This window comes from Gammaproteobacteria bacterium (assembly GCA_013214945.1).
Taxonomy (GTDB): Bacteria; Pseudomonadota; Gammaproteobacteria; order Enterobacterales; family Psychrobiaceae; genus Psychrobium.
This window is the reverse complement of record JABSRT010000005.1, coordinates 107,734-129,164: the sequence shown is the minus strand read 5'-3', so window position 1 is coordinate 129,164 and position 21,431 is coordinate 107,734. Positions and strand designations below refer to the sequence as shown.

20 protein-coding genes are annotated in these 21,431 nt (G+C 44.4%); 12 read left to right on the top strand and 8 right to left on the bottom strand.

The genetic code is table 11. The features are described from left to right. Position 1: 1 nt before the first annotated feature. Entirely contained in the window at positions 2-1,348 is a 1,347-nt protein-coding gene (locus HRU23_04920) for a TolC family protein (GenBank protein NRA53465.1), read from the bottom strand. A gap of 297 nt (positions 1,349-1,645) precedes the next feature. On the opposite strand from HRU23_04920, the gene HRU23_04915 reads away from it, so the two are divergent. The 3 genes from HRU23_04915 to HRU23_04905 are packed head-to-tail and all read left to right on the top strand — an operon-like array spanning position 1,646 to position 3,307. Then, a complete protein-coding gene (locus HRU23_04915) occupies positions 1,646-1,993 on the top strand; it encodes a hypothetical protein (protein ID NRA53464.1) in 348 nt (115 codons plus the stop codon). Between the two features lie 45 nt (positions 1,994-2,038). Then, on the top strand, positions 2,039-2,737 hold the full coding sequence (locus HRU23_04910) for a HupE/UreJ family protein (GenBank protein ID NRA53463.1): 699 nt from the start codon (positions 2,039-2,041) through the stop codon (positions 2,735-2,737). Between the two features lie 9 nt (positions 2,738-2,746). Continuing rightward, entirely contained in the window at positions 2,747-3,307 is a 561-nt protein-coding gene (locus HRU23_04905; GenBank protein ID NRA53462.1) for a hypothetical protein, read from the top strand. 147 nt (positions 3,308-3,454) lie between these two features. Here the strand turns inward: HRU23_04905 and HRU23_04900 are convergent, their stop codons facing one another. The 6 genes from HRU23_04900 to HRU23_04875 all read right to left on the bottom strand — a co-directional run bounded on the left by HRU23_04900 (position 3,455) and on the right by HRU23_04875 (position 10,866). After that, a complete protein-coding gene (locus tag HRU23_04900) occupies positions 3,455-4,561 on the bottom strand; it encodes a hybrid-cluster NAD(P)-dependent oxidoreductase (protein ID NRA53461.1) in 1,107 nt (368 codons plus the stop codon). Between the two features lie 98 nt (positions 4,562-4,659). Further along, positions 4,660-5,676, bottom strand: coding sequence for an isopenicillin N synthase family oxygenase (locus HRU23_04895; protein NRA53460.1), 1,017 nt, complete (start codon positions 5,674-5,676; stop codon positions 4,660-4,662). Positions 5,677-5,702: 26 nt separating this feature from the next. Beyond that, complete coding sequence (locus HRU23_04890) at positions 5,703-7,055, bottom strand: FAD-binding oxidoreductase (GenBank protein NRA53459.1); 1,353 nt, start codon at positions 7,053-7,055, stop codon at positions 5,703-5,705. 62 nt (positions 7,056-7,117) lie between these two features. Continuing rightward, a complete protein-coding gene (locus tag HRU23_04885) occupies positions 7,118-8,635 on the bottom strand; it encodes an aldehyde dehydrogenase (GenBank protein ID NRA53458.1) in 1,518 nt (505 codons plus the stop codon). Next, the gene (locus HRU23_04880) at positions 8,632-9,558 is read right to left on the bottom strand and encodes a dihydrodipicolinate synthase family protein (GenBank protein NRA53457.1); all 927 of its coding nucleotides are present in this window, start codon (positions 9,556-9,558) and stop codon (positions 8,632-8,634) included. Before HRU23_04880 ends, HRU23_04885 begins: the two co-directional genes overlap by 4 nt. A 312-nt stretch (positions 9,559-9,870) precedes the next feature. Beyond that, positions 9,871-10,866, bottom strand: coding sequence for a LysR family transcriptional regulator (locus HRU23_04875; protein NRA53456.1), 996 nt, complete (start codon positions 10,864-10,866; stop codon positions 9,871-9,873). Between the two features lie 183 nt (positions 10,867-11,049). On the opposite strand from HRU23_04875, the gene HRU23_04870 reads away from it, so the two are divergent. The 8 genes from HRU23_04870 (at position 11,050) to HRU23_04835 (ending at position 19,471) form a co-directional block, all read left to right on the top strand. Next, complete coding sequence (locus tag HRU23_04870) at positions 11,050-12,276, top strand: aromatic ring-hydroxylating dioxygenase subunit alpha (protein NRA53455.1); 1,227 nt, start codon at positions 11,050-11,052, stop codon at positions 12,274-12,276. Between the two features lie 106 nt (positions 12,277-12,382). Next, on the top strand, positions 12,383-13,273 hold the full coding sequence (locus tag HRU23_04865) for a DMT family transporter (protein NRA53454.1): 891 nt from the start codon (positions 12,383-12,385) through the stop codon (positions 13,271-13,273). A gap of 433 nt (positions 13,274-13,706) precedes the next feature. Continuing rightward, a complete protein-coding gene (proV, locus tag HRU23_04860) occupies positions 13,707-14,879 on the top strand; it encodes a glycine betaine/L-proline ABC transporter ATP-binding protein ProV (GenBank protein NRA53453.1) in 1,173 nt (390 codons plus the stop codon). Beyond that, the gene (proW, locus tag HRU23_04855; protein NRA53452.1) at positions 14,812-15,873 is read left to right on the top strand and encodes a glycine betaine/L-proline ABC transporter permease ProW; all 1,062 of its coding nucleotides are present in this window, start codon (positions 14,812-14,814) and stop codon (positions 15,871-15,873) included. The genes proV and proW overlap by 68 nt, the downstream gene beginning before the upstream one ends. An 11-nt stretch (positions 15,874-15,884) precedes the next feature. Beyond that, entirely contained in the window at positions 15,885-16,913 is a 1,029-nt protein-coding gene (gene proX / locus HRU23_04850; GenBank protein ID NRA53451.1) for a glycine betaine/L-proline ABC transporter substrate-binding protein ProX, read from the top strand. An 89-nt stretch (positions 16,914-17,002) separates the two neighbouring features. Further along, positions 17,003-18,337, top strand: coding sequence for an MmgE/PrpD family protein (locus HRU23_04845; GenBank protein ID NRA53450.1), 1,335 nt, complete (start codon positions 17,003-17,005; stop codon positions 18,335-18,337). 105 nt (positions 18,338-18,442) lie between these two features. Next, positions 18,443-18,748: a DUF2007 domain-containing protein gene (locus HRU23_04840; protein ID NRA53449.1), complete on the top strand. Its 306-nt coding sequence runs from the start codon at positions 18,443-18,445 to the stop codon at positions 18,746-18,748. A gap of 261 nt (positions 18,749-19,009) precedes the next feature. After that, positions 19,010-19,471, top strand: a complete 462-nt coding sequence (locus HRU23_04835; protein ID NRA53448.1) for a hypothetical protein — start codon at positions 19,010-19,012, stop codon at positions 19,469-19,471. A 41-nt stretch (positions 19,472-19,512) separates the two neighbouring features. Here HRU23_04835 and HRU23_04830 read toward each other — a convergent pair whose 3' ends face one another. After that, entirely contained in the window at positions 19,513-20,559 is a 1,047-nt protein-coding gene (locus HRU23_04830; GenBank protein NRA53447.1) for a GlxA family transcriptional regulator, read from the bottom strand. A 239-nt stretch (positions 20,560-20,798) separates the two neighbouring features. Here HRU23_04830 and HRU23_04825 point away from each other — a divergent pair, with 239 nt between their 5' ends. Further along, positions 20,799-21,404, top strand: a complete 606-nt coding sequence (locus tag HRU23_04825; protein ID NRA53446.1) for a hypothetical protein — start codon at positions 20,799-20,801, stop codon at positions 21,402-21,404. Positions 21,405-21,431 lie beyond the last annotated feature (27 nt).

Genomic DNA, 21,431 nt, shown 5'->3' with positions numbered 1-21,431 from the left:
CTTAAACGCCAAAGCCTAATGCAAGACCCAAGGTAATACGGTTGGTTAATCGTTGGTAAATCAATTGCGTAACTTGACCTTGTAAAGAAAATGTTTGCTGTTGAACTTGTAATAAATCAATTAATGAGACGGTGCCTTGGCGGTAACGCTCGGTATAGGTTGTTTCGCTGCGCTTGGCACTCGCTAACGCCGCTTGGGTTAATGTGATCCGTTGGCTAATTGCTTGCTCTTGTGCAATCGCGTTATCGACTTCATTAACTGCGGTTAGCAATGTTTCCTGAAACGCCCAATAGCTTTTTTCAGCGCTTAATTTGGCAATTTCAGCTTCGCTGGTTAACTTGCTGGAATTAAAAATAGGGGCCGACAGTTGGCCTAATAGCTGCCACGCACTGCTGCCAAATAAGGCGTCGTGCAAGTTAGTGCTGCTATTGCCGATTGAAGCGCTTAGGGTAAAACTGGGCAATAACGCTTTGTAAGCGACTTTGTGTTGGTATTGGCTGGCAATAATCTGCTGGTAGGCTTGCTGCAAATCAGGTCGTCTGGCTAAATTTTGTTGCGCGAGCTCAGTTAATGGCATCACCACTTCTGGGAAGGTGGTGCGGTAATTGAGTTGATTATCACTAAGCCCTGTCAGCAAGGATAAATTTCTTAACGCCTGTTGATATTGCGCTTGGTATTGTACCAAGGTGGCTTGACTGCTTTGGGTTGACGACTTGGCCGTATCAAGGTCGCTTAACTGACTTAAGCCTTTGCGATAACGGTTAACAATAATTTGTTCATTGGTTTTTAGCGCAGCAACACTCTCGGTTTCAATGGTAATTAATTGGGCGTATTGCACTAAACCAAGGTAGGCCTGCATGACATTGGCCGCCAGTAAGTCGCGGGCACCTTGGTAAGCATAAGCCGTTGTCATTACTTCGGCTTGCTGGGCACTTGTGGCGTTAGCAAGTTGCTGCCACAGATCAAGGGTCCACGTTAGATCAATGCTTGAGCTATAGCTGGTGGTTGCGGCCTGATTTTTGGTGGTGTTAAGCCCGGCTGACAAGCTTGGCCATTGCGATGATCCAGTAACTGATAATTGCTGCTCGGCTGTTTTTAGGGTTAGCAAGGTTTGCTGTAAATTCGGATTATTGACTAAGGCTGTGTCAATTAGGCGATTAAGGTCAGTTATCGCCAGCAGCTTAGACAGCGGTACTGTTTCGCTCTTCTCGCTGAGTTCTATATTGGTCGCCGCGAGTTTGTTTAGTTGTTGATTAGCTTTTTGATCATAATGAATGTCTTCGAATGTGGCACACGAAGTGACAAAACAAAGGCTTACAACGACACACAGCAAAGATGAACTTTTCACGATTAACCCCATATTTTTTAATAAGGTCAAAGTGTAACCATCAGGGGGTTAAATTGGGGTTAAAAGACAGTGCTTAGCGCACCAATTTCGCGCTATTTTAAGCGGCTAAATATCGCTGGCTTGACGCTAATAATAGCTAAATTACCACCTACGGTCTTATTTCTAACCTTAATCTGTTGATTTTATCTTGGTGTAAATAATGCTAAAAAGCAGTTCGATAATCATTTTATTGGCGATATACTTTGCGCGCTCAATTACGCATCGCCAATAGTGTTGAAATAACGAGGAAGACCTTACATGTTTAAAAAGATTACTGCGGTTATTATATTAATAATGGCCTCATTGGTTTCTAATATTGCTGTTAGTAGCAGTGAACATAACCATGATTTTGCGCCGACCAATGAGCAAGTTATTGCCAAAGCGCTGCGTGATGTGACGGTTATTGTTGATAACGCAGAACCCATTGATGGAAAACCTCTCGATAGCAGCTGGAAAAAAATCACTGATTCTACTATTTACGAAAAATCGTTACGACACTATGTTGTGGCTGTTACCCATGCTAAAGCGCAAAAAACACTTTATGTTTTACTGAGCAACGAAGGCAGTTATTTGGGTGCAAATTTTAGCGGCAAATTCGCAGGCTAATTGCGTAATAAATTTAGTAAAACAATTACGAGGAAATTATCTGTGATGTTGTTTAAATCCATTTCGTTGCAACGGTTGTTGGTTCTGCTGGCCACTTGTTGCTTTGCAGCGACAGCGCTGGCTCATGGTGTCGACGATAGCACCAAACAGTTTTTACTAACAAATCAAGGGATCTCTGTGATTCCATATTTGTATATTGGTGCAAAACATATGGTGACCGGTTACGATCATTTACTGTTTTTAGTTGGGGTTATCTTCTTTCTTTATCGCTCAAAAGACGTGATGGTTTATGTAACGCTTTTTACTGTTGGTCACAGTATTACCCTGATGTTTGGGGTACTGTATGGCGTGGCGATTAATGCCTATTTAATCGATGCAATTATTGGTTTTTCGATCATCTATAAAGGCTTTGATAACCTCGGTGGTTTCAAGCGACTGCTGGGTTTTGAGCCCAATGCTAAAGCGGCAGTGATGATCTTTGGTCTATTTCACGGTTTTGGTTTAGCGACCAAAATACAACAACTGGAAATCCCTCAAGAGGGCTTAGTCGAAAACCTGATCGCCTTTAATATTGGCGTCGAGTTAGGGCAATGCTATGCCTTAATCATCGTGCTGATAGCATTGAGTTTTTGGCGTCGACATCCGAGTTTTTTACGATTTTCAGTCGCAACAAATGCGCTGCTGATGAGCTGCGGAGTAATGCTGGTTGGTTTTCAACTGACGGGCTATTTTACAACAATTTAAGGTAAACGCATGACGCAAAGAGAACAAGCAGCCAGTGCCGAACATAAGTTGGCGCAGGCAATGCAATCAACTAAAAATTTAGCCAAGGCCAGTATTTTTGCCGGTTTTTTTGGCGGATTGGCTTTACTGGTGGCAATTTTACCGGCCGAGTACAACATTGATCCTACGGGGATTGGAGGGGTACTTGGGCTGACCACATTGGCAGAACCAGCAGCTGAAAAACAAGTAACCAAGTCGTCAGCGGCTAATTTTAAAGTACACAATCAAGTCATCACCGTACCAGCGGGGGTCGGTTTAGAATATAAACTTAGCGTACTAAAGGGCAGTGTCATTCGTTATAGTTGGCAAGCAACGGGCGGCGCTGTGTTTTTTGATTTTCACGGCGAGCCTAAAGGTGATACGACCGGTTATTTCCAAAGCTATACCGTCAGCACTGCGAATAATGTTAGGGGCACGTTAACGGCGCCTTTTGACGGCGCGCATGGTTGGTACTGGAAAAATAACGGCAGTTCTGCGGTGACTATTCAATTGCAAGTGAAAGGAAATTACCAAATTATCGGTTTTAAATAGGCAATACTTTCGCTGAAATCAGGTTGCCTACTGTCGTTGTTAACGGTGATCTGTCGCAATCACCGTTAGGCGAGGCAATATTTGTGGCTAGTAAAAGAGTTGGCTCTGTTCTAATAACAACGCTTTAGTACAACAGAGCCAAAAGAGTTAATACTCGACCTTGAGATTGCTCATGACACTGGTGCAACACGAGAGCACATAACCTTGCTCCTCTTCATCGGTTGTGATCCCGCCATTGTGTTGCATGTCATAGTCGCCAGCACTTACTTTTATGCGGCAAGCCCCGCAGATCCCCATGCCACAAGCTTTAGCGATGTTAACCCCAGCCGCATTGGCGGCCTCGTTTAAATTACTGCCTTTGATTATCTCGACGCTGATATCTGATTGGCTAAAATAAACCGACACTTTATCGCCGCTTACCTGTGCTTCGTCAGCTGCAATTGCGTGCTGCTCGGCGTCTTTAGCATCATCTTTGGGCGTGGCGCCAAAAGATTCTTCATGGTAGTGCTGCATGTCAAAGCCGATGGCGACTAATAAATTTCGCACCGCAGTCATGTAAACGGCAGGGCCACAACAAAAAATTTCTCGCTCGAAAAAATCAGGCGCTATTAATTTCAGCATCGGTTCATTAAGGTAACCGCGATAACCGGCCCACGCTTCGCCAATATTGGTGCGCTCACATATTAAATGCAGTTGAAAATTATCGATCCGAGTCGACATGTATTCCAGTTCGCGGGCGTAAATGATGTCAGCAGGGGTGCGGGCGCTGTGCACAAACACCATATCGACTTCAGAATCGGTATCAAACCACCAACGTGCCATCGACATCACCGGAGTAATGCCGACACCACCAGAGAGCATTAATACTTTGTCAGCCGGAAAATCCATGCAGTTAAATTGGCCTGTCGGGCCATGAACAGCAAGTTGGTCGCCGGTTTTTAAGTTATCCGCTAACCAATTGGACACCAGTCCGCCTTCAACGCGTTTGACCGTAATTGAAAAGCTATAAGGAATAGAAGGAGAGCTAGATATGGTATATGAGCGCATTATCCGCTCGCCTTCAATTTCTAACTCAAGTGTGACAAATTGACCGGGTTTAAAAAAGAATAAGATCGGCTGACTCATACCAAAGGTGAAGGTCGTAACATCGCTGGTTTCGCGAATGACTTTGACACATTGTACTGGGTGGCGACCATTGCCCCAGGTTTTGGTGGCAACTGGATTTAAAAAATCGGCAGTATTAAATGGTTTCATGGTAATCCCTACAGCGGTAATAGTGTTAAAGGTATGGTTCAAATAACATGCTGTTACCCAGCTCTATAGCTGGCTTAGTTTAGGTTATGTTCTTTAGCTTAAGCACGGTCATAGTTGCTTAAAACATCATTTATATCAATGTTTTCAAGGTGGGCGTAACTGTCTGCGAATCGTGAGAATTTATGATGTCCACAGAGGTATGGTTCGACTGTTTCTGTGGTGAAGTTTTTGCGGGTTGGCACTACATCGATCAGCGCGTTAAAGTCCATATCCATGAAAAATGGCATTGAATATCGCTCTTGCCCGCTCGCGTTGATAACGCGATGCGTGGTCGAAACATACAAACCCCCGGTTAAGGTTTGAATTAAATCGCCAATGTTAATAATAAATGTACCATCGACTGGCGGGGCACTAATCCATTCTTGATTGTGATTAAGTACTTGCAGCCCACCAATATTATCTTGGCATAAGATGGTCAGAAAACCATAATCGGTATGTGCTCCAATGCCCATCTTTTGAATGTTAATCTTTCCGCTTTGCGGTGGGTAATGTAACAGCCGTTGGATCGTGATCGGCTGGGTCATTCTATCGTCAAAAAAGTTGAGTGGTAAATCCAATGAACGAGCAATTCCTCGCGCTAACTTTAACCCTAAATCTAACATGGCATCGTGGTACTTTGTCGCAATCTCACTAAATTGGGGCATGGTATCGGTGGGAAAAAAGTTTTTACCAAAAAAGGGGATGTTTGATGGTGTTTCAGCCCCCATGTCATAACACTCTTTGTAATCTTTGGTATTTTCGGGATCAACATTCTCTTCGTACATGCCGATATACCCGCGCAAAGTCAGGTTAGAGTTTTTGATATGTATTTTATTTTTTTCTGCAATGGGCAGTGAAAAAAATTGTTGGGTAATGTTAAACATGTCGTCAATTAACTTTTGTTCAACGCCGTGATTTTTCACATATAAAAAGCCAATGTTTTCACAAACAAAGCGTAATTTATTTGCTACCGAATCAATGTCTGAACCATCAACCAATGAGCCGATATCTACCACGGGAATATCGTCGAAATTAGTTTTTTTGCTTTGGGTCGACTGTTCTAATACTGTTGTCATTGGATATTCCCTATCGGATAAATATATTAAAGTTCTTTACCTGCTAACTTTTCTTTAAAGGCTAAATTGGCTTTAACACCGAGCGATAAAAAGGGCTCAGGTGGTAATATTGAAGGTCGATCATAACTACTATATTCGGTGACTAGCTCGGTATTGCCTAGAACGGCTAACTCTGCCGCCAGCATGCCAGATAGCGTCCCTTTTACCGTGCCTAAACCGTTTTGGCAAGCGGCCGAATAAATGCCAGGATCCACTTCGCCAAATGCTGGCACTGAGTTTAATGACAAACAAAGTCGTCCCCCCCAGCGGTGCTCCATGGCAACGTCGCCAAGCATTGGAAAGCGGGCGGCAAAAGCTTTATCGTGCATTTTTACAATCGAATTGATGTCACGCTGATCAATAACCATTTTGGGGTTAAACGTAAAATGGTTGCGCACCGTGAGGCGGTCACCCGAACCCTGATAGTTAGAGATTTTGCGGACCGTCGTGCCCATTGGATCAGCAGGCAGCACGCCCCAATCAGGGCTACCGCCTAGGCGGCTTAATTGATCATCGTTTAATGCCTGAGTCATCGACGCGTAGGTGCAAACATGCAGCAGTCGGCGCTTTAAGTAACCGAACGATTCAAGATGGCCATTGACCGCTAGAATGATTTTTTTAGCTTTTATCGTATGATTGGCCGTTTTTACTTTATGAGGTTTGCCGGGTTCGATCGCAACGACAGCCGTTTGCTGAAAAATATCAACCCGAGCGCTGAGCCCGGTCGCTGCAGTTTGGATAAATGCAGCGGGTTGTATTGTCACTGCGCCTGGCGTAAACAGACCCTGTTGGTAATAATCGCTGCCAGTCCATTGCTGCATTTTTTTTGCGTCGTATAAGGTATAGCTCTCATTGAGCTTATCTAAATGGCAACTATAACTTTCAAGTTGTTTTAATCCGCGCTCGCTGGCGGCTGCAGTCACTTTGCCGCTACGAGAAAATACTTGTTCAGGCATGGCGTATTGTTTAGCCATGGTGGCAGCGAACTCGATAGCATAGCGGTTAAAACGTATTTGCTTTAAGTCTGCTTCGTTGGCACCAGCATAGGTATTCGAATTTAAGTCATGGGGTAAATCGATCATGTAACCGCTGTTTCGCCCGGCAGGTCCTTCGGCTAATTGGCAGGCATCGATCATCACAATTCGTTCGTGAGCCGGCACCAGCTGACTCAGGCGCTGCGCCGCTGCAATACCGGCAAAACCTGCCCCTATCACTAGCCAGTCAGTGTCGATATCAGCAGTTAATTTGGCAAAATCAGTCTGGTTGTCACCAAGTAGCGCTTTCCAGCCTGCAGTGCCTGTTTCTTGGGGAATGCGAGTGACATTAATGTTTTTGGTCATATTCAGATCCAAGCGAAAGCTATAAAAAATAGCAAGCTAAATCATTAGCTTGCTGTTTACATTTAATCGATGTTGCCATCGACGGCATGGTCACTAAGATCGAGCCAAATGGTTTTGAGTTGGGTAAATTGATCATGGGCATGAATTGAATTATCGCGTCCGCCAAACCCCGACTGTTTATAGCCGCCAAAAGGCGTTGTAATGTCACCTTCACCAAAACAATTAACCGTGACCGTACCCGCTTTTATGGCCTGAGCCGCGCGTAATGAACGTTTGGCGTCAGCGGTAAATACGCTGGCCGCTAAGCCGTAGTCAGTATCATTAGCGACAGCTATTGCTTCTTCATAGGTTGCGACTGTGATAACACTCAGCACAGGGCCAAATATTTCTTCTCGGGCCAAGCGGTCGCTATTTTTGACGTTGTCATAAATTGTTGGCATCACATAAACGCCATCGACTGAGTCACCACCAAGTACTAAATCGTGACCGTCGTTTTTGGCGTTGTCTAAATAGCTGCACACTTTATTAAAATGATTCTGGTCGATTAATGCGCCCAATTGATTGGCTGGATCAAGTGGGTTACCGGTTTTCCACTCCAGCGCATGTGCTTTAATTTTGCTCATTAGCTGGTCTTTAATGCCTTGCTGCACGATTAAGCGCGAGCCGGCCGAACAATTTTCGCCCATGTTCCAAAACGCCGCGGCAACGACTTGCTCTGCGACGTTATCGAGACCTTCAGCATCATCAAGCACAATGCATGGATTTTTTCCGCCAAGCTCAAGCACCACTTCTTTAATGTTGGAATCGGCTGAGTAATGCAGAAAACGACGGCCTGTGACTGTTGAACCAGTAAAGGTCAGCATGTCGACATCCATGTGGCTGCCAATGGCTTCTCCAATAACTGGGCCAGTGCCAGTAACTATGTTTAATACACCGGCGGGCAGGCCTGCTTCAATCGCGAGTTCGGCGACACGTAGAGCGGTTAATGAAGTTTGCACGGCCGGTTTTACGACCATAGAACAACCTGCAGCCAGTGCTGGGGCTATTTTCCAAGCGAGCATTAAAATAGGAAAGTTCCAAGGTAATACCGCGCCCACTACGCCAATCGGTTCGCGCACGATCATGGCAACAGCATTCGAGCCAACGGGTGCCGTTTGGTCATAAATTTTGTCAATTAGCTCAGCATGCCAACTAATGGTATTAATAATTTCTGGAATATCGATTTCAACACAGTCGCAAATTGGCTTGCCCGAATCGATAGACTCTAATACCGCGAGTTCATTGGCGTTAAGCTCGATGAGTTTGCACAGCTCAAGCAGCACTTTTTTACGCTCACTTGGGTGTGCTTTGCTCCAGCTGCCACTGTCAAAGACGTCGCGGGCTTGTTTAACGGCGTAATCGACGTCTTGTTTAGTACAGGCCGCGAGTTCAGTAATGACAGCGCCAGTTGCTGGGTTAGTTACGGTGATTGTTTCACCGTTGCTGGCGGGGCGAAATTCGCCCGCAATAAAGCTATTACCAGCAGGCTTTAAAGACGCTGCAATTGCTTGATATGCTTCAAGCGTTAATAGGTCACTCATGCTAAAGCCTCCTGCGGAGATTTTTCTGCCACGATCTCGGCGATAGTGGTTTTTAGGGTGGTGACAACCTCAGTCATTGCTTGCTGGTCGTTGTCATTTAAGCCGTGCAATGGCAGGCGCATTTCACCGCCAGTACGCCCCGATAAGGTGACGCCGTACTTAACGCTTTGAATAAATTTACCGCCTTGCTCTAGCACTGACATTAGCGGCATCATGGCTGCCATAATGCGGCGTGCCTGATTGAAATCGTTTTCAATCACACAGGCACGATACAGCGCTAAGTGTTCATGGGGTAAAAAGTTTGAGCCAGCGCAGACCCAGCTTTTAGCGCCCCAAGCGAAAAACTCTAACGCTTGATCGTCCATGCCACAGGCGGCTTGAAGATGCGGGTAATCATTGGCTAACATGTGCAATCGGTTGATATCGCCAGAGCTTTCTTTAATCGCTTGAAAATTGCTAGATTGCGAGATTGCATCGAGAAACTCAGCTTCCATGTTAATTCCCATGCGATCTGGGTAGTTGTAAAGCATAATTGGTAGGTCGGCCGCGCTGTCTATGCTTAGCGCGTGCAGTGCTAACTCGTGCTGAGTGGGCAACGAGTAGGGCGGTGTGGCAACGAGTAATACGTCGGCGCCATACTTAGCGCCGTCTTCGGCTAACTTAATTGATGCTGTAGGGTCGATCGAACCCGTACCAAAAATGACAATGCATTTATCGCCCGCAATTTGCTTAGATATTTCGAGCAGTTTAACGCGTTCTTGGTGACTCTCGACATAGTATTCACCAGTGGTGCCGCCGACCATTAATCCTTGAACGCCTGCGTCAACTAAGTATTGAACTTGCGCGCTAAAGGCGTCGTAGTCTATGGCTTGGTTGGCTGAAAATGGTGTAATTACCGGGGTGTAAATACCTTCAAAATGCATGAAATACTCCTGTTAATATTAAAGTTATACAACGAGGGGTAGGTGACCTCGTGTTAATGACCAAATATTACCGAGCGAGCATAGTGAGTCACAATCAACCTTTTATGTGGATTAAACATAACGGCAGGTTATCGTTGGTGAGCAAAAAACTAACTATGTTGAGCTAATCAAATCAATTTAAAGCGGTGAATTAGACATGGTATGGCTGGTGTTAAACACTTAATAAATTAAGCAACCAAGTTTAGGTGGCCAACACACTTCAAACACTAGATGCTGAGCTGTGTTGGTTTTATGACTTACCGGGCAAGCGGTTTAGTCAGTTGTTTGGTTATTAGGCACTACAGAGGTGGGTTCATCTTGAACCTGCGCTAACATCCACAGTTTAAAATCTTTTAATGCTGAATTAGCTTCTTTGTCTGCGGCGTAACTTAGGTAGTGCCGTTTTTCTTGCAGGCACGCTTCAAATTGACCAATACGTACTAGTTTTCCTTCGGCTAGCAGTGAACCGACTAAATGCTGCCAGCCGAGACAGACACCTTGATGATTAAGGGTCATTTTTATTAACATATTGTAATCATTGGAATTTGGCATGTTATGGTTTAACGGATCTGCTGGTGGTAATTCTTTGTTTTGTAGTGAAAACCACACCCCCCAGTCGATATGCTCAGAGACTTGTGAGCGACCGTAAGGGCTCAAGTTAAGCAGGGTGGCCTGTTGCAATGATTCGAGGTTGGTTAACTGCGGATGGTCAGCTAAATATTGAGGCGTGCAAACCGGATAAATTAAATCGTAAAATAATGCTATGCCGTGGTAACCCTCGCGCGGATCGCTGCTTTTGTTAATATAAACGTCGGGCTTAACCCCCGGTTCCATATGCAAAAAATTGTTAGTTGTTACTAAATTTATATCGATGTTAGGGTGGGTGGCGATAAAGTCTGGCAGCCGATCTGACAGCCAAAAAGTAGCGAATGCTGGCGTGCAGCAGATGCATAATTCTTGGCGGGCCGAATGATCATATTGAATACGTTGCGCCGCTTGCGCAATATTGACGAATGACAAATAACAAGCATCAAAAAAAATACTGCCAGCTGGTGTTAGTTCGACAGCTCGGCCTGCGCGCCGAAACAGTTTAACGTCTAGGCTAGCTTCTAGTTCTCTGATCTGGCGACTTACCGCCGCTTGAGTAACGCATAAGGCTTCTGCTGCGCGAGTAAAATTTTGATATTTTGCGGCGGCGACAAAGGACTTGATTGCTCTAAGCGAAGGCATTTTCACCAAGATCTGATCTGGATCGACATGTTTAACCATAACCTAACGTAATCTATTATCTAGTAAAAAAGTCACTTTACCCTAGCGTGAGGTCAAAATATACTCATTGCAAATAAATTATAAATAATAAAGACAACCGATTATTTGTGCCAAACCAAGAGTTCTTTTAACGAAAAAATAATCGTGAATTGTTAATAACGTCGTTACCCTAGGAGCCGTACAATGAGCACTCAAACTACTACATTGGAGTTAATCCGCCAGCGTAAGCCGCGCCATGCACTCAGCCGAGAGCTCTATCGAAACGAAGAAGTTTATCGACAAGATCTGGCCCAAATTTGGCATCGTGACTGGATTTTTGCTGGGCACAGTTTTGAAATTGAAAAGGCTGGTGACTATATTACGCTGCAAATTGGTGATTATCCGGTGGTGATTGTGCGTGCAGATGACGGCAAAATTAATGCGTTTCACAATGCATGTCGTCACCGTGGCTCGCGAATTTGCTCGGCAGCTAAAGGCAAAAGTGCCAAGTTAGTATGCCCTTATCACAAGTGGACGTTTGGTCTCGATGGCAAACTGTTGTTTGCGGGTAATATGGGCGAAAACTTTGTTAACAATGAGCATAATCTACAACCTGTCCACTGCGAAGTCATCCATAGCTATATTTATGTTTGTGTCGCTGATCAGGCCTCTGATTTTTCTGCTTTTAGTCGCGATGTTGGGCCTTTTATTCAACCGCATAATTTAGAGCAGGGCAAGGTTGCTTTTGAATCTAATATCGTTGAAAAAGGCAACTGGAAGTTAGTGTTCGAAAATAATCGTGAATGCTTTCACTGTGACGCTAATCATCCTGAATTGCTGAACGCTTTTGTTGAAAATCTCTCTGTTGCTGGGGTAGGAGGTGAAGATGATCCTGAGTTAGTCGCTCATTGGGATAAATGCGAAGCAGCTGGCTTTCCTAGCCGATTGGTGATGGATGAAAACGGTCGTTATCGCATGACCCGTATTCCGTTGTCTGATGGCGCAGTTAGCTACACGATGGATGGTCAGCCGGGCGTTAATACCAGAATGGACGATTCTGATGTTGCAGATCTCGGGGCGTTGCTTTATTTCAAATACCCTTCCACTTGGAACCACTTTTTGGGTGACCACGCGCTCAGTTTTCGCATCCTGCCTTTGAGCAGTGGTGAAACGTTAGTGACCACCAAATGGATCGTCGCCAAAGATGCTGTTGAGGGCGTTGATTATGATTTAGATCGCTTAACCAAAGTTTGGCTCGCAACCAATAATCAAGATTTACAGTTGGTAGAAGAGACTTTCCGCGGTGTTAGTTCACCCGCCTATATCCCTGGGCCTTTTTCAGACGTTGCCGAAAACGGGGTTTGCCAGTTTGTAGATTGGTATTGTGAGTTAATGGAGCAACGACTCACCGAAGATAAAACGCAATTCTAATATCAAGACTAAAAACTAACGAATAGCAAAACGAAGAGGCAAGAAACCACCAGGCAGGTGACTGTTTGGTGGCGTTGCTTCTTCGATTATTGTGGGGTCGATTATTATGGCTAATTCACGTGTGAGTCAGGCTGGCGCTGCTAGCGATAATACTTATTTAAAAGGTTATCTATTGGTGTTGGCGGCGGCTTTTAGCTATGGCTTGCAACCTTATTTCGCTTTTTTTGCTTACAGTGATGGCGCGACTCCCATTGGTTTGTTGCTTGCTCGATTCTGTTTGGCCAACCTGATGTTGCTGCTGTGGTTGCGGATTAAAAAAATTGCGTTGCCACGCGGCAAAGAATTTGGCCAATACCTCTTGATCGGATTAGGTTACGCCGGCGCTGCGCTAGGTTATTACACCGCCAGCCAAAGCACTTCGATAAGTTTGGCGGTAATTTTGATGTTTTCATTCCCCGCTTTTGTCGGCTTATACAGTATTTTTGTCCTGAAGCAGTCGGTAAAACCGATGCGAATTTGTGCAATGTTACTGGCTTTTTTCGGGGTGTTACTTGCTGCTGGTAATAACTTTAAAGGTGATATCAGTGGGGTTGTTTGGGCTTTATTTGCCGCGATTAGCTATGGTTCTGCCATAATTTATGGCGCTCACAAAGCGAGTGCCACCCAACCTTTGGCTGCCGCTTGGGTTATTTTGTTGGGGGGTGTTGGCACCTTTATCTGCGCCGGATTATTGCAAGATGTAAGCTTTCCACAAAGCCTGACTGGCTGGATAGCCGTCGTTGGGCTCGCTTTATTTGCCACCATAGTACCTATTGTTTGTTTTATCAGTGGCTCACCTAGCATAGGTGCGGCAAACGCAGCGACACTTTCTAATTTAGAACCCGTTGTTGCTATAGCGATTGCGGTGTTACTGGTCGGCGAGTCTTTAACTTGGAGCACCGTCTTGGGCGGCGTATTGGTGTTAATCGCCGCGAGCGCGCTAGCGAAACAGCCATAAAATATTAGTATAATTAGCGCACTTTATTGATGACATTACTGTCATTGATAAGGTGTGCTGTCGTCTATTATTTATCAGCTAAGGCTGAACTTTAACTAATAGAGCCGCTGCTATTGCCCCTGTTATTACTTCTTTAGTCACGTTCAAGTACGCGCTACCCCACTGTTATTTTTCCGCTAATAATCTTATCTATCATACTATTTTTAATAGGCATTATATTTTTCGCTAATATTTTCGTTTAGTTTCATGGGCTTGAGTTTTCATTGTGGTGGTGTTTTTTACTATTGATAACCTAAGGTTATGCTTTTTACCTTAGTTATGTCGTTGGACAGTTATTTTTTAAACCGCTAGTTTAATAGCTCAATAGTTATCCGCCAGCGCATTGCTGCTGTGTAGTCATAAATATAATAAACGAATAAAAATGAGGGCTGGTATGGCGCAAAATCAAGAGATTCTGTCGATTAAAAATATCTACAAGGTATTCGGTAAGCAACCCGAAAAAGCCATGAAGATGTTAAGTGAGGGAGCGACTAAAGATCAAATATTTGCTCAGACCGGTCAGACCGTTGGGGTGTTAGACGCCAGCTTTAGCGTCAATCGCGGTGAGATATTTGTGATTATGGGGCTATCAGGCTCAGGGAAGTCGACTATGGTGCGCCTGCTTAACCGATTAATCGAGCCAACCGCCGGTAGCATTACCCTAAACGGCATCGATATTACTAACCTCAACGATCAAGAACTACTGCAGATTAGGCGCAAAGAAATGAGCATGGTGTTTCAGTCTTTCGCTTTGATGCCACACATGTCGGTGATCGACAACGCCGCTTTTGGTTTAGATATTTCAGGTGTTGAGAAAAAAGAGGCCAATAGACGTGCTCAAGCGGCGCTGGATCAGGTTGGTCTTAGCGGGTACAGCGACAGCTATCCACATCAGCTGTCGGGCGGTATGCAACAGCGAGTTGGTTTAGCACGGGCGTTGACCAACGATCCAACAATTTTGTTAATGGATGAAGCATTTTCCGCGTTAGATCCATTGATTAGGCACGAAATGCAAGGCGAATTAATTCGACTGCAAAAAGAGCAACAACGCACCATTATCTTCATTTCTCACGATCTCGATGAAGCTATCCGCATTGGCGACCGAATTGCGATTATGGAAGGTGGCCGGGTTGTTCAAGTGGGCACACCGCAAGAGTTGATGCAAAACCCTGCTGATGACTATGTTGAAACCTTTTTTAAAGGTGTTGATGTGACCAAAATTCTCAAAGCCGGGGACATTGCCTGCCGTGATAGCGTCGTTACTCAAAATGTCGATAAACCGTTAACCATTGACGTTACTTCGAATCAAGGATTTGTCTATCTGACTAATGGTCAGCAGCAGCTAAAGCATGTGGTGGCGGTGCAAGATATTGAACTAGACGACACAGGAAAAGCCACCAATGGGCTGAGTAAATCACACTGTCAAATCAACGTTGATATGCCATTAAAAGAGCTAATCAAAAGCGTGGCAGACAGTCCGTATCCGGTACCAGTTGTTAATGCAGACGGTTGTTTCTTTGGGGTTATCTCCAAAGACATTTTATTACAAACTCTCGGTCAACACTGAGCTTACACCAACAATACAGGGCAGAAAAATGTCAGAATTCTCTATATTAGATCCCTTCCAGTTTATTAATATTCCACTGGGAGCATGGGTCGAAGATGCACTCTCTTACCTCGTGCAGAACTTTCGCGGTTTTTTTCGTGCCATTCGTTGGCCGATAGACCAAGTGTTAGACTTTATTGATTACTGTTTACATGCAATTCCACCGACCATATCGATCATTATGTCGAGTCTATTCGGTTGGCAAGTCGCCGGTAAAAGAATGGCAATATTTTGCGCCATTGTGTTGTCTTCGATAGGTCTTATTGGTGTGTGGCCAGAGGCGATGACCACATTAGCATTGGTACTAACAGCACTATTTTTCTGTCTGGTTTTTGGTATTCCGATGGGAATATTGTCGGCGCGTAACGATACTGCTGAGCGGATCATTCGCCCGATACTCGATGCAATGCAGACCTTACCTGCTTTTGTTTACTTAGTTCCGGTGGTGATGTTATTTGGCATCGGCAATGTGCCGGGGATCTTGGTGACCATTATTTTCGCACTGCCACCCTTGGTACGCTTAACCAATTTAGGTATTCGCCAAGTTCCAGCAGACAAAATTGAAGCAGCGCGTGCCTTTGGTTGCACCCCAAAACAAATGCTTTTCAAAGTGCAGCTACCACTGGCTACTCCAACGATTATGGCTGGGGTTAACCAAACCCTGATGTTGTCACTTTCGATGGTCGTTATCGCTTCGATGATTGCGGTGGGTGGATTAGGACAAATGGTATTACGCGGTATTGGCAGGCTCGACATGGGCTTGGCGACTGTCGGTGGCTTAGGGCTGGTACTTCTCGCTATTTTCCTTGACCGATTAACTCAGGCAATGGGAGAAAATAGTACTAAAAGCCGCAGTGGTCATTGGTACGAATCAGGCCCGGTCGGTGTAGTCGTTGGTCTATTTCGCCGTGCAAAAATAAAAAATAACCAAGAACTGTTAACACAAAAAAAATAGAGGAATTACTGATGATTAAATTATATTTCAAACAGCTCCCTAAAAAAGTCGTTAAATTGAGTTGTGCATTATCTCTAGCTGCGATGGCAATGTCTGGCTCTAGTTACGCGCTAGAACAATTACCCGGCAAAGGCGTGGAGGTAACACCTATCTTCCCGTCGATTGCTGAAGAACGTTTTCGTGGAGAGTTAGCCATGGCTGGGCTGACAGAATTGGGTTACGAAATACAAACCCCCAAAGAAACCGAATACGCGATGATGTTGTTGGCGCTGTCTTATGGTGACGCAGATTTTACCGTGCATTTGTGGGATAAATTACACGATACTTTTTATAAAAAATCTGGGGGTAGCGATACTTTAACCAAAGCCGGAAAGATTATTCCTGGAGTGTTACAAGGTTACTTAATAGATAAGAAAACAGCCGATAAGTATAAAATCACCTCGCTTAGTGATTTAAAAAAACCGGAAATCGCCAAGTTATTTGATACCGATGGCGATGGCAAAGCCGACCTTACGGGTTGTAACCCTGGCTGGGGCTGTGAGTTAGTGATAGATCATCATTTGAAAGCTTACGATCTCGAGAAAACGGTCACTCACAACCGTGGCTCATATTTCGCATTAATGGCCGATACCATTGCTCGTTATAATGAAGGGCAGCCGATACTTTACTTCACTTGGGTTCCACAATGGATTTCTGGCGTTTTAGTTGAAAATAAAGATGTTATTTGGTTGGAAGTTGAGAGAACTGATTTGCCAAGTGGAGATAATACCGTTAATACCAGTTACCAAGGTAAAAACTTAGGTTTTGCGGTTGATGATATCAAAGCGGTGCTTAATCGTGAGTTCGCTGAGGAAAATCCGGCCGCACTTAAGTTTTTGTCATTGTTGAAAATTTCGTCTAGTGACGAAAGCGCTCAAAACTTGAAAATGAAGGGCGGAGAAAAGTCAGCAAAAGATATTAAACGCCATGCGCAACAGTGGATCAGTGCTAATCGAGCTCAATTTGATACTTGGTTAGAGCAAGCAAGAATGGTTAACTAATTTAATTTTACAAAATTATTATGACTTTTAGCGATCAGCTCCATTAACCAATGGACTGATCGTTTTCTTTTTTGGGGTTGGTATTTTTTATGTCTCTTTATCAATTTATTAATACGCTTAATTATCAGGACGTACCTGAAAAAACTCGGTTACTCATTGAAACGTCGCTGTTAGATATTGTCGGTATAGCCGCAGGAGCAAGTGATAATCAAACCAGTATTAATATTAAAAACTATGCCTGTGAGCACTACCCCGCGGGCAACCTTAGCAGTCGATTATTATTTGATGACCGTAAGGTTCATCCATTGGGCGCTGCATGGGCTGGTGGCTTTAGTGCCGACTCGTTAGATGCGCACGAAGGGCATTTCACCTCGAAGGGGCACGCTGGTGCAACGGTGATCCCGGCCTTGCTGGCGCTCACCGACGCTTATTTTGAGCAGGGGCATGACATTAGCGGGCAAGATTTTTTGACCGCCGTGACGATTGCGTATGAAACGAGCTTACGTGCAGGCATTGCATTAATGGGGACAGCGAGCGAATATCACGCCTCGGGGGCGTTCTCTGGTTTGGGAGTGGTATGCGCTGGCGCTAGATTGCTTAAATTTAGCGAAAATGAATTTTTAGCAGCACTGGGTATTGCCGAATATTTTGGTCCGCGTTGCCCGATGATGCGGCTAGTTGATTTTCCGACCATGCTGCGCGACGCTCACGGTGCCGGTGCTTACGCTGGTGTTAATGCATTATTGATGGCGCGTCATGGCATTACCGGATCACCTGCTGCAACTGTTGAATTTGAAAATGTAGCGCATTGTTGGCAAGACTTGGGACAGCGCTGGGAGATAGATGCTCAATATTATAAACCTTGGCCTGTTTGTCGTTGGGCTCAGCCAGCGCTAACAGCAGTGACCCGTTTAATGACCGATAATCCCAATATTAACGCGCGAGATATTAGTAAGATAAAAGTTGAAACCTTTCACGAATCAATGCGTTTACAGGGACATTTTCCTGCTAATGCCGACGAAGCGCAATACGGTTTAGCCTTTCCACTGGCCGCGTTAATTTGTCGAGGTCAAGTGGGACCAAACGAAGTGACCGGAGACTCCATTCACGCCGTGGATATTTTAGGATTAAGCCAATGCATAGAAATTGCTGAAGCGGCTGACTTGTCGGCCCGTTTTCCCGAAGAGATTTTGTCGCGAGTTATGATTGAGTTGCACGACGGCACAGTGCTGGCTAGCGAGACGACTCAAGCCAAGGGCGATCCACAAACAGCGATGACGCACGCAGAACACCGAGCAAAGTTCGATTTAATTTCAGGGATAAAGTTAGGCACCAATCGTCGTGCTGAAATTTGCCAAGCGGTTGATAACTTACCACAATCACAGCACTGCCAATCGCTGTTCGATCTAATAATGCGGCCGTAAAATCTAACGAAACACGGGCTTGCTCGGGGGGGGCATCATCTACTTACATTTTGCTCCTCACTACTTTACAGTGGTCTCATGTGTGGGCGTTACGAGTATTGAGTCATGAAAATGGTTTATAGCAACGAAAATATCTTTCTTGTGAGCAATGTAAAAAACCTCATTGAGGCGCAGCAAATCAGTACATTTATCAAAAATGAGTTCGCCCAGGGAGCGCTAGGAGAAATATCGGCTTTCGATTCTTGGCCGGAAGTTTGGGTGGTTAACGATAATGACTTTGAGCGTGCGCTAGCCATAGTGAAGTCATCGCAGAGCAGCCAAGGCACTGTTGATTGGATCTGTAATAACTGTTGTGAGCCCAATGATCCTTCTTTTGAAATATGCTGGAATTGCCAGGATGTAAACTCATAATATAGAAAAGTTATAGAATCGCCTGAATTGAAGGCGAATAGAGAATAACCCAGCCTTAAATCACCCTGTAGCCGATCAGTAGCGTCTTAAAAATCACAAAGGACATGGCCACTAAATAATTGAAATATTGAGTTATTTCAATTATTCTCTTCGCATATTAAAAACTTAGGCTGCGGATGATTAATTTTGCAGTTTAGTTAGACAATTACTCAGTTATTACCAGAAATGTACAGAATTACATCTGCCCTAAAGGACTTTAAAATGAAATTAATAATAATTCCAATACTACTTGCTGTGCTCACCGGTTGCGCCTCGAATAAAGGTATAACTCAATTACAGCAAATAAATGTCAGCGATAATTCTAAAGTCATTATTTTGAAAGACGAACCAACAAGAGCAAGTGTGTTACCTGTGTTAGAAAAATGGTTTAGTGATAATGGATACAGCTCACAAGTTGTATCTTCATTGGAGGACGTCAAACCAAATGATTATATTTTGTCTTATAGGGCTTGGTGGGGCTGGGATTTAGCGACATACATGAAAAACGTACACATGAATGTTAAAGCCAAAGGCGAGACACTTGGCCAGCTAAATTTCGACGCATTACAATATGGCGGGTTCGGTAAGTTTGGTGATGCGGAGCAAAGGTTAGCCATATTACTTGATGCTTTATTTGGAAAAATAACGATTGAACAAGCAAATAAATCACTCGGGGGCGGTTGATTTATAGCTTTTGTCGTACTAGACAAATAAATGCAGCGACCTCAGCCAAAGTGCTTTGATCGCGCTATCTTAGGGCTAATGCCAAAGAAGTCTTTAAAGCAGCGGCTAAAGTGCGTAGTGGTGACAAAACCACACGCTAGCGCGATATTGGTAATGGAAGCGTTGCTTTGCAATAGCAAGCGACGCGCTTCGGTGATACGCAGTTCAAGATAATATCGGGCGGGGGATGTTTGCAAATGCTCCTGGAATAATCGTTCGAGGTGGCGCCGGGACAGGCCGACGTAATCGGACAATTCTTTAATATTGATCGGTTCTTCAATGTTTGATTTCATTAACTGAATTAATTCATGCAGCGCATCGGGTAATAGCGGTTTGTCATTAATCGTTGTTAATTTATGTTCGCCCATTTCTGCTACCCGATCACAACTTAATATTTCGCGGATCGCCCGCACGGTGCTTTTTCCTTGGAGCTGTTCAATTAACTTAAACATCATTTCTTGCGCACTGACCGGGCCAGCGCACGTCATGCGCTTATCTGCTATTTCGATAGCGTTTTCAGACACCTTGATCTTATTAAATTGCTCTTTCATAAAAGCGTGATTATCAGGATGTAAGGCGCAGCAGGTATCATTGAGCAGATCCGCGTAAGCCAATGAAATTGCGCCGTTCCACATGCCTCCGATCATCACATTGCTTTTGGTTGCTGTTTTTAACATGGCTGTGAGCGGTTTATGTTCTGCTAGCGAGCACCGAAAACCACCGCAGACAATTAAAATGTCCAGCTCAACTACATTTTTAAGTTTGATCTGACTCAATACGCCGTTGGCTGAAATATCGATGCCCAAATCGCTGGTTACGGTTAACGAGTCGAGTCCGTAAGTCGAAAAGCTAAATAAGGGTGATGTTTGCACTAAATTAGCGGTGACCACTGCATCGACAGCTGCAGTGAATGCCATCATTGAAAAATTTTCTAATAACACAAAGCCAATCCGAGTTACTAGCTTGTTTGAGCTATGAACAGGCAGGAAGGCACTGTTGGTATCACGCATCAGGTTGCTAAAATTACGTTTGTGTTGAAGCTGTTGCATTTAATTCTATTCCTGTGGCACCATTTTTTATATGGTTATAAAACTTGTTTTTTTTATTATTTATCGCAATAGTTAATTTACCTTTTTATCTATTTTAGAACAATAAATTAAACGGTAATTACCGCCATTTTTAACCATGCTGGTTGCTTTATGTTGATGCCAGCTCTATCTTGATTGTCGCTGCATATAAGTAAGGGCCGACGGGGCTGTTAAAGCAGCGCTGTAAATTCGAGGTAATCATCAAAAATCTATTGTTTATATTTTGTCTGCTCTCGGTTGCTGGCGTTAGCTGGAAATATTACAACCATGCGGGGCCGGTATCGCTGGGGCCAGGGATAATGGTTCGCGAGATGCCACTGCAGCAAGATATCGATTCACCTAGTAGTTATCGTATTGATAATTACGCGATTAAACCAGTGGCCTCATTTAGTCTTAAAGCCAAGGTCTTGGCTAAAAAAAATTACTCAGCCGATCGAGGCGCCGAACTTTCGCCAACCGATTTGGCCTTGGGTTGGGGCAAGATGTCTGATGAGGCAGTGCTCGAAAAAATCCAAATTTCACAATCGAGCCGATTTTATTACTGGCGGGTTAAATCATTTCCGATCCCGCGCCGTGAAATAGAAAGAAATAGCGCCAACATGCACCTTATTCCGGCCAACGATTTGATCAAAAAAGCCATTGCACGGGTCAGACCCGGTGACATCATTAGCTTGTCTGGCAGTTTAGTTAACGCGACGTCATTAACCGATGGTTGGCGCTGGCAAAGCTCGCAAACTCGCAATGATACCGGCGCGGGCGCTTGTGAATTAATTTTTGTTGAGAGCTTGAGAATAATAACCCCGTAACTTTTGTTATTGGCAGTTAAGGTTAGC

What these genes read in the sequence shown, in the direction of transcription:
- HRU23_04915 (NRA53464.1), top strand. Translation starts at nt 1,646, where the DNA reads ATGTTTAAAAAGATTACTGCGGTTATTATATTAATAATGGCCTCATTG.
- HRU23_04910 (NRA53463.1), top strand. Translation starts at nt 2,039, where the DNA reads ATGTTGTTTAAATCCATTTCGTTGCAACGGTTGTTGGTTCTGCTGGCC.
- HRU23_04905 (NRA53462.1), top strand. Translation starts at nt 2,747, where the DNA reads ATGACGCAAAGAGAACAAGCAGCCAGTGCCGAACATAAGTTGGCGCAG.
- HRU23_04900 (NRA53461.1), bottom strand. Translation starts at nt 4,561, where the DNA reads ATGAAACCATTTAATACTGCCGATTTTTTAAATCCAGTTGCCACCAAA.
- HRU23_04895 (NRA53460.1), bottom strand. Translation starts at nt 5,676, where the DNA reads ATGACAACAGTATTAGAACAGTCGACCCAAAGCAAAAAAACTAATTTC.
- HRU23_04890 (NRA53459.1), bottom strand. Translation starts at nt 7,055, where the DNA reads ATGACCAAAAACATTAATGTCACTCGCATTCCCCAAGAAACAGGCACT.
- HRU23_04885 (NRA53458.1), bottom strand. Translation starts at nt 8,635, where the DNA reads ATGAGTGACCTATTAACGCTTGAAGCATATCAAGCAATTGCAGCGTCT.
- HRU23_04880 (NRA53457.1), bottom strand. Translation starts at nt 9,558, where the DNA reads ATGCATTTTGAAGGTATTTACACCCCGGTAATTACACCATTTTCAGCC.
- HRU23_04875 (NRA53456.1), bottom strand. Translation starts at nt 10,866, where the DNA reads ATGGTTAAACATGTCGATCCAGATCAGATCTTGGTGAAAATGCCTTCG.
- HRU23_04870 (NRA53455.1), top strand. Translation starts at nt 11,050, where the DNA reads ATGAGCACTCAAACTACTACATTGGAGTTAATCCGCCAGCGTAAGCCG.
- HRU23_04865 (NRA53454.1), top strand. Translation starts at nt 12,383, where the DNA reads ATGGCTAATTCACGTGTGAGTCAGGCTGGCGCTGCTAGCGATAATACT.
- proV (NRA53453.1), top strand. Translation starts at nt 13,707, where the DNA reads ATGGCGCAAAATCAAGAGATTCTGTCGATTAAAAATATCTACAAGGTA.
- proW (NRA53452.1), top strand. Translation starts at nt 14,812, where the DNA reads ATGCAGACGGTTGTTTCTTTGGGGTTATCTCCAAAGACATTTTATTAC.
- proX (NRA53451.1), top strand. Translation starts at nt 15,885, where the DNA reads ATGATTAAATTATATTTCAAACAGCTCCCTAAAAAAGTCGTTAAATTG.
- HRU23_04845 (NRA53450.1), top strand. Translation starts at nt 17,003, where the DNA reads ATGTCTCTTTATCAATTTATTAATACGCTTAATTATCAGGACGTACCT.
- HRU23_04840 (NRA53449.1), top strand. Translation starts at nt 18,443, where the DNA reads ATGAAAATGGTTTATAGCAACGAAAATATCTTTCTTGTGAGCAATGTA.
- HRU23_04835 (NRA53448.1), top strand. Translation starts at nt 19,010, where the DNA reads ATGAAATTAATAATAATTCCAATACTACTTGCTGTGCTCACCGGTTGC.
- HRU23_04830 (NRA53447.1), bottom strand. Translation starts at nt 20,559, where the DNA reads ATGCAACAGCTTCAACACAAACGTAATTTTAGCAACCTGATGCGTGAT.